We start from the raw sequence: 6,594 nt of genomic DNA, 5'->3' as shown, positions 1-6,594 counted from the left end.
AAGGAGTGGGGGCAACAGCAGCTGCGCTGGTAGACTTATCCACAGTTGCTGGTAACAAAATCAGCAATCCGCCCTGGGTCAAATTTCAATCGGCAGGGTGGGTCAATTTTCCATCAGCGCCAACACAGCAAGTAAGGCAAGAGTAAAAGGGAGTGCATTTAGGCGCATCGTCGTATCCGTTCGAGTTATTTCTAGAAGCACAGCCGTGAACACAGGTGCGCGAGCGTGAGAGAAACTAGGTGCAAACAGCTGACCTAGTTCTGGGTCTTCTTAAGGGGGGCATTCGCTGAGACACGGGTGAAGACGATGTCCTTACCGCAAAACTTGGTGTTCATTTTGTCCGGGCCAGATTTAGCCGCAGTGAATACCAACGGGTAGTAGTTACCCTTCAGCTCAAGGACTTTTTTCGGTTTTATGGTGACCTGGCCCAAGAATGACGAGCCTTCGACCGTGTAGCGCAGCCAGCCACGACGGCCACCTTCGACGATGTTGTTTTCGGCTGTGCCATAAAAGGATCCGTTGTAGCTACCGTTGAGGAAGCGGAACGTTATGTCCTGGCTTTCCAACCCATTGCTCTCGCACCCCATATTGCCTCGCCAAGTTCCCTGCATCGGCGCCTCCGGCGCTATGCCTAAAGCAGAACAACCACTTATTGCCAAACCAACTACCACGGCAATTACGGCCTTCATCTTTACTCCATCTCGTCATGTGTTTGGTTTATGAGTTACGGCTGATTGGGCTGAAAGCCCAAACCTGAGCCGTAACCCCATTGCTGTAGTGGTCTCAGGCCGAAGCGATGGTGACCACTATGAGTGACAATTTAACTTGGGCCGTAAAAATTGTCACTCATAGAGAGGGTACTTATAGGGCGTGGCCTTATAGTGCCGTGGCTCACTAGCATCCCCATCTGGAAAGGGGGTGACTAATGACGACAGACCCGCTCGTATTGTTTGGGCGTCGGTTGGTAGAGCTTCGGCAAGCCAATGGCTGGTCTCAGGAGCGGCTCGCCCATGAAAGCGGATTGGCCAGGAGCTACCTTGGCGGGGTGGAACGAGGTCGACGAAACCTAGCTCTGCTCAACATCTACAAGCTCGCCCACACGCTGGGCGTGGAGCCATTCGAATTGCTTGTTGCGCCTCAGGCTGAGGGGGATTTGCAAGTCAAGGGCGGCTAGGCCTGACCGGCTCCTTGGTGTCAGATCGAGTGGATAGTCGGAATTAATAGATATTGCCGTCTGATCAGAAGACGGCTTGCTGATCCTGGTTATCGACCTGGTTTCGCGCTGCATTGGCTGCTTCGAGTATCTCGTGCCCCTGAGCGCCTGCGTGTGTTCCTCAACGGGATAGCCAGATGCAGCGCATGTGCGACCCGTTGCTTCGATCTCCATGTCTTGCTGAGACTTCTCTTTGTAGGTTCTAAGCAATTTTATAATCGAACTCGGGGCTAGCGATGCTTCGAATGATTCAGCATCAACTCTCATAGCCCGAGGTCATCCTCAAGCTTCAATCCGTTCATAAAGTTCTTGTCAGCAAATAGCTCTAGTGCGCGGTTCTTAACGTTCAAAGCAATCTGTGCAATCGGAACGCATTTTGCGATATTGTCGACTTGCTCTGCCGTAGCAATTTCTATCACTCGAAGATATAGGTCGTAACCGGCTTCACTAACAACATGGTGAAATTCGTTATTGGGGTTGAAATCGATTTTTTTCCCGAACAAAACAAGGCTGCTTAGATCAATGCCGATCTCCATCGGCCCAATGGCTATAGGTTTTTGATAGTGAGTCGACTCAGAGCAACAGGCTTTATCGTCAAAGTCATCTTTTTCAGACATGATCACTCCCCCGATTACAGGGGTGAGTAAATCCTGCTTTGCATCCTCGGCAATCTTGAAAAGTTCATCAGTCAGACGGTCTACATGCTTTGCATCACAGTCGATAAGCATGTTCTCGTAAGCCTCCTTGATTGCTGTGTCGTTGCGCTTGTGTTCGAGCGTGTACGAGATGCAATTGAACACGCATTGCAACACGTCAAAACGGTAGCTCGGGACTTCGTCGATCTCGAAAAGATAGTCAAGAGCGGCTCGCTCGGGCATTTTGTAGCCTGCCGCGCGGAGAACTGCCGCGCTTTGACGACAGATGTAGCCATCACGATACGCTGTAGTCATTTCTGAAATCTTCATTGTTCAAAGGCATCATGTTAATTATAAGATGGCTATGGGCCATATTTTATTCAGACTGTAGTTTTTGTTTAGATCGTGGTGGGACAAGAAACTCTGGTGGCTGCGTAGTGGCAAAAAACAGGTAGATGACGAATACTCCAGCCTGCATGAAAATAAATAGAAAGGCCGATACAAAATACCCAATATCGTTCGGCATGAGGTAAGCCACAATACCTACTGGTATATATAGGATCATGCCAATCCATTCCCAGGTATGGCCGCTTATGAAGCCATAAGCAAAGTCGAGCACATCACTAAAACCCAGGTGACTAATAAGTGGGGAGACGAGAAACGCAGTCGGGAAAACAATGAGCGCGAAAAGAGTCCAGATTGCTTCTGCATGTTTTTTCATTACACGCCTCCAGCGCTACGAGTCCAACTCGAATATCTTATACCTTGCATCAGACCGACGATAAAACCGCGAGAGTTTTTTCGTCCAGCTTCGGTATACAAGACCTTCCCATTACCTTGGAATTGAACTGCGATACGGCCATCACCCTCCTGAGCATTTATTTTCAATCCTGTGCACATGTAATGATCGCCTGAAAGATCAAAATACATTGATTTACCAAATCCCTTCATCAGATGTATTTTATCTATACTGCAAGAAACTCTACTTTTTGGTGCGCCAAATTTTTTAAGCGATTCCGAGTTACCTAGAAAATCGAACTCAACAAATCTGATTTCATTTCCCGCGTAGAATTGGTTAAAAATCTCGAATTGGATTCCAATGCCGGTTTTAGGCCCTACGAAGTTACTAACCTCTCTTATTTCGCCTGCGAAACGATTAAATATTGGGGGCTCATAAGCGCCTGCAATAAACTTTGAGGCAAGCACGCCTATAATAAATATAGCGGCAGTGGTTTTAAATTTTATCATTTTCGTTCCTTAGCTAAAGCCTTAATTCTTATTGCGAGAAAATTTGATTGCAAGAGTTTCTACTCACACGGAAACGTAACCAATTGAAGTTTTTCTTATATGACCAAGTTTTTCAGCTTCACGAAAAATTCGTCCGGCACGAAGATTTCCGATGTGACTTTTCTTTGCGAACTCCTTGAGCTTTAGGGGCGTTCCAGGTGTTGTCGATTTCGCAGTTCCCACAAGGTTCTTCAAGATTTCTGAGTTGCCGTCAATTGGGTTTTCAGCAGTTTCTTCAGTCATTGTGGTTGTCGCGGTTTTTGTAGTTGTTTCGACTTCTTGGTTGTCGACAACCCTGTTGCAGCGGACGCTGGACAGGGCTAGGGCTGGCACGATCTCCAGGCAGAGCGCAAAGCTCAGGCACAAGATTTGGATGAGCGCTGGGGTGACGCCTGCAGCCTTTACCTGCGTAGACTTAATTCGGGTGAGCTCCAAGGATGCTGTGTTGATTGCATCCATGGCTTCAGCACGTTGCTGGGCTACACGAGCTGCTACCGATTCCTCGAGCTCCAGCGCCTTAGACACCATTCCACGTGCGCGGAGAAGGTTTGCCTGCGATGCGGCTTCTTCGACTTGGATATCTAGCGATTCTATTAATGACGAATTTTTTAGAGCCTGCTGATTTAGTACGGCGGCACGGTCTGTGTTCAGAACATCGTGCGTCACGCGACTATGACTGATTGAGGAAAGCAGACGGTCATATGTGGCCCAGGCGCTGACTGCCGAAAGCACCACTGCACAGCACATCATCAGGAGAGAGCGAGGGCCAGTTAACACTCGAACTGCTACAGGCCATGCGAGATATTTGAAGATATCTAACAGAACGGCGGCGGATGCAAAGAGTAGGGCAAGTCGAGGGTCTTCAATAAGATCGTAAATTGCTAGAGCGACCGAAATTGCAGTTACGCTCGAAAGCAAAAGCGCTATTGTTACAAAGATAACTGCAAGCAACTTGCTCATATATGCATTCCTTACTTGTATGGCTCAAGTATATTGAATGCAGATAAATATGTAAGTTGTATTAGTTAATTGCACGAAGGGGGTTGTTAGATTGCTTAAATGTTGATAGTTCGCGCAGCGGCTAGCTTAGCCGTATTCGAGCAACGCTGGCTTATTTGCATTTAGAGCTAATATTTCACTGGTTTGATATTGGCGATATCTTGCATAAGAATAATATCTGCAAGAACTTTAGCTAGAGCTTTAGGAGCGTGGTCATGCTCGACATGTGGGGCAAGATATCGGCTCTTATCATGCACCAGTTCGATGACAAGGCCTTCATCGACAAGTCGTAGGCTGGTGTACTTGTTAATGACAAAGCTGTCCTCGCCCTCGACGTTAGCCCAAACATGACCAAACTCATCGAACATCGTGTCGGTCAACGCAAGATCGGCAACCACAAACAGTCTCCTCACTTTTCGGCATGTGACTTCGAAGCCTGTAGCTATTAGCACCAGCAGGTACATCAGGGGGACAAGGGGTATTGCTATTGCGATCTCGATTGGCATCCATACCAGCCTTGCCATTCTTACAGCCAGTTGAGCCAGTCCGCGTACAGGCACCATCCAGTTCACTCGCATGAATATCGCTCGTCTATGAAGGCGGCGGCCAGCACGTGCGAAAGCCCCTTCAGATGCGTGGAAGGGTTGTCGTCGTAGAGGGTGCCGATAATAAAAGGGCCAAGAAAATCCGACATGACCCATAACTTACCTTGATGAAAGTACGCCTCGCTTATGGTGGTGCTAAGCCGCTTTTCCAGGTCAAGGTTATTATCGTCAACGAAGAAAGCATCACCATCCACTCTCACACCGTTGAAAATAGGAATAAAACTGGCTTCTTGAAAGTGCTGGTTATTCATTGTTATTTTCCATTTAACGGGAGGATTTTGTTCCCTCGAATTGTTCACAACGTTAGCTCTGTTTGTCGCTGGAAGTCCAGTGATTTACTTATGTCGTAGTCAATAAAAAATCTCACCGGTTCACAGCGTCTAGCGGTAAATTCTCCACCGAAAATAACGCTCAACAACTTTAGTATCTCCTCGATCATCCGGATGACTTTGATTTGCTCTGCCGTAAACCTGATGTAGAGCTTTTGGTTCTTACGGATGAATTCATAGTAGTAAACGCGGAGGAATCGATTGCGCTCTTCCTGATCTCTTCTTGCAATTTCAATCTGAAGGTCAGAAATAGTTTCTGGGTCATAATGAATACCTTCTTGTTTTATTAGTTTTTGCCAAGTCAATCGTGATCTTTTTAACTTCCTGCCGCTGATGACCTTTCCGTTGAGCTCGTAAGCCACTCCTTGGGGCTGTCCTTTGTCGCTTAGAGTGAGGTGCAGGTATACCTGTTGCCTCCTGAGTAACCTCACGAAATCGAACATGTCGCCATCAGTATCGCGAGTTGCTTCGATTGCCCCTGCAATCTTCGCAATCAACCGGTACTTGAGCGGCATCTCATCGGCCCTGATTGAAGCCTGTAGCTCAGCATGGGTGATGTTCGTGCCCCAGGTCTTCGATGGTTGAGGTGCTTTTACCAAGCCCAGCATGTCTTCAATCTCGCTGACGCTGTTGAGGCTGACTAAGCGTTCGTTGCTGTCCTTTACCATCGGTAAGCTTTCTTCGAATCTGATCCTGTTAGCGACTATATGGACGTGTTCGTGATCCTTGTCGCGGTGCATGACAGCCACGTACTTCGTGGTCTCACCAAACCCCAGGTCAGCCAGATACTTCCGGATCGCAATCTGCCATTGCTCGTCCGCAAGGGTTTCGCCGGGACGTAGTGAGAGAATTGCGTGGTAAACAGGCTTGATGGGCTTGTCGGAGTCGAGTGATAGTTTTCTGAACGCCTCGATTTGATCGAACTCTTGGATCAGCGCCTTCAACGCGTCCTCACTACCTGAAAGGATGCCTGGTAGTGGGTCACGGGACATACAGTTGCTGTCCATGGTTTTGATGAGGCTGATTTCATGGTCGTGCTTACTGCAGCCAAAGATGTAACGCAGCCGATTTTTAAAGCTTCCTGAGCTCTTGGGGAAGATCTTGCCAATCATCTGGCACCTCCCAGGCTTACGCTCGAGACTTTCTTAACTTGATCCATTAGCTCGTCGCGGCTCTTGGCGGCGTTGATCATCGAGGCTAGGTTCATCAGCTCCCTTTGTACTTCGATTACATCCATCCTCACTACCTGTTTGACCTTCGGCTCGCAGGTAATCAGGTAGTCACGGACAAAGGCACTGACCTTTCTGTACCCGGAGAGATCGAGCTTTGCGCTCAACGTCTGGAATTCATCGTTACTTAACCTGATTGTTATTCTGTTTGCTTTGTTCTTGTTGTTATTCTGCGGATTCCACGCCATCCGGCCACCCAGTCCGCTCTCATCTGGCCAGGCATTCCAGGGCCATCTGGCCACCTGTTCCACGGCCATCCGGCCGGGCAGTCGGAGCGCAGCGACGCAGGGGTGGCAT

Annotated in this window: 10 protein-coding genes; 1 reads left to right on the top strand and 9 read right to left on the bottom strand. The window is 48.3% G+C overall.

Annotated features, from left to right (window positions below; genetic code table 11):
- Window positions 1-254: 254 nt before the first annotated feature.
- Window positions 255-689 carry a hypothetical protein gene (locus tag HBN63_RS21150; RefSeq protein WP_170050789.1) on the bottom strand — a complete coding sequence of 145 codons (435 nt, stop codon included), beginning with the start codon at window positions 687-689 and terminating at the stop codon, window positions 255-257.
- Between the two features lie 236 nt (window positions 690-925).
- Here HBN63_RS21150 and HBN63_RS21145 point away from each other — a divergent pair, with 236 nt between their 5' ends.
- A complete protein-coding gene (locus tag HBN63_RS21145) occupies window positions 926-1,174 on the top strand; it encodes a helix-turn-helix transcriptional regulator (protein ID WP_170050788.1) in 249 nt (82 codons plus the stop codon).
- A 302-nt stretch (window positions 1,175-1,476) separates the two neighbouring features.
- Here HBN63_RS21145 and HBN63_RS21140 read toward each other — a convergent pair whose 3' ends face one another.
- The 8 genes from HBN63_RS21140 to HBN63_RS21105 form a co-directional block, all read right to left on the bottom strand.
- Complete coding sequence (locus HBN63_RS21140; protein WP_170050787.1) at window positions 1,477-2,178, bottom strand: hypothetical protein; 702 nt, start codon at window positions 2,176-2,178, stop codon at window positions 1,477-1,479.
- Window positions 2,179-2,224: 46 nt separating this feature from the next.
- Window positions 2,225-2,569, bottom strand: coding sequence for a hypothetical protein (locus HBN63_RS21135; protein ID WP_170050786.1), 345 nt, complete (start codon window positions 2,567-2,569; stop codon window positions 2,225-2,227).
- Window positions 2,569-3,096, bottom strand: coding sequence for a hypothetical protein (locus tag HBN63_RS21130; RefSeq protein WP_170050785.1), 528 nt, complete (start codon window positions 3,094-3,096; stop codon window positions 2,569-2,571). Before HBN63_RS21130 ends, HBN63_RS21135 begins: the two co-directional genes overlap by 1 nt.
- 63 nt (window positions 3,097-3,159) lie before the next feature.
- The gene (locus tag HBN63_RS21125; RefSeq protein ID WP_262499071.1) at window positions 3,160-4,095 is read right to left on the bottom strand and encodes a hypothetical protein; all 936 of its coding nucleotides are present in this window, start codon (window positions 4,093-4,095) and stop codon (window positions 3,160-3,162) included.
- A gap of 167 nt (window positions 4,096-4,262) precedes the next feature.
- A complete protein-coding gene (locus HBN63_RS21120) occupies window positions 4,263-4,712 on the bottom strand; it encodes a hypothetical protein (RefSeq protein WP_170050784.1) in 450 nt (149 codons plus the stop codon).
- Window positions 4,703-4,990, bottom strand: a complete 288-nt coding sequence (locus HBN63_RS21115) for a hypothetical protein (RefSeq protein WP_170050783.1) — start codon at window positions 4,988-4,990, stop codon at window positions 4,703-4,705. Before HBN63_RS21115 ends, HBN63_RS21120 begins: the two co-directional genes overlap by 10 nt.
- A 44-nt stretch (window positions 4,991-5,034) precedes the next feature.
- A complete protein-coding gene (locus HBN63_RS21110) occupies window positions 5,035-6,180 on the bottom strand; it encodes a relaxase/mobilization nuclease domain-containing protein (protein ID WP_170050782.1) in 1,146 nt (381 codons plus the stop codon).
- Window positions 6,177-6,594, bottom strand: a 418-nt coding sequence (locus HBN63_RS21105; RefSeq protein WP_262499070.1) for a hypothetical protein, incomplete at its 5' end; no start/stop codon positions are given. The genes HBN63_RS21105 and HBN63_RS21110, both read right to left, overlap by 4 nt.

The organism is Pseudomonas sp. WS 5011, assembly GCF_012985775.1.
GTDB classification, from domain to species: Bacteria; Pseudomonadota; Gammaproteobacteria; order Pseudomonadales; family Pseudomonadaceae; genus Aquipseudomonas; species Aquipseudomonas peli.
The sequence above is the reverse complement of the archived record's forward strand: the minus strand, read 5'-3'. Positions and strand labels throughout refer to the sequence as shown.